This window comes from Oleiphilus sp. HI0123 (assembly GCF_001635315.1).
The window spans coordinates 1-620 of sequence record NZ_LWGE01000254.1 but is presented as its reverse complement, the minus strand read 5'-3'; the positions used below and the strand labels follow the sequence as shown (position 1 = coordinate 620).

The window sequence follows — 620 nt, the reverse complement described above, 5'->3', positions numbered from 1 at the left end:
GTCGAAAGGCTGTTCTTGTTTCGTTGGAACTGAGAGTATGTGAATTATGTCGACTATCTATTCATGATATAAACGAATAACTCGAATATAGTTTGTGAATAAAATCCACTAATCTTTTAGGCTTGGACGGAATGTATGGTCGTTAATTTGACGAGGAGAGCGCTCTAAACTGTAGGGAGTAATAGGGGGTTAAGTCGTTAAGTAGAAGCACAAATAAAAACAGCCAGCTGACGCGAAGTCTAACTGACTGTATTTATTAGAATAATTGGTGGCTACACCGGGATTCGAACCTGGGACCCCATCATTATGAGTGATGTGCTCTAACCAACTGAGCTATGTAGCCAAAAGAGGCGCGTATTCTCTTGTTTTTACTGGAACTTGTCAAGCCAAAAATTTATAAAAAATACGCTTATATGCTATTGCTTAAACGTTGAAGCGGAAATGGATTACATCGCCATCTTGTACGATGTATTCTTTGCCTTCCAGACGCCATTTACCTGCGTCTTTGGCGCCGGCTTCACCGTTATTGTCGATAAAGTCATCATAGGCAATTACTTCGGCCCGAATGAAGCCTTTTTCGAAGTCTGTGTGAATCACTGCAGCGGCTTTAGGGGCAGGGT

Annotated in this window: 1 protein-coding gene and 1 tRNA gene; both read right to left on the bottom strand. The window is 41.8% G+C overall.

Annotated features, from left to right (window positions below):
- Window positions 1–266: 266 nt before the first annotated feature.
- Window positions 267–343: transfer RNA gene (locus tag A3761_RS02520), tRNA-Met, on the bottom strand.
- Between the two features lie 80 nt (window positions 344–423).
- Window positions 424–620: DUF933 domain-containing protein (locus A3761_RS02515; protein WP_156491527.1), on the bottom strand; the 197-nt coding region annotated here is incomplete at its 5' end.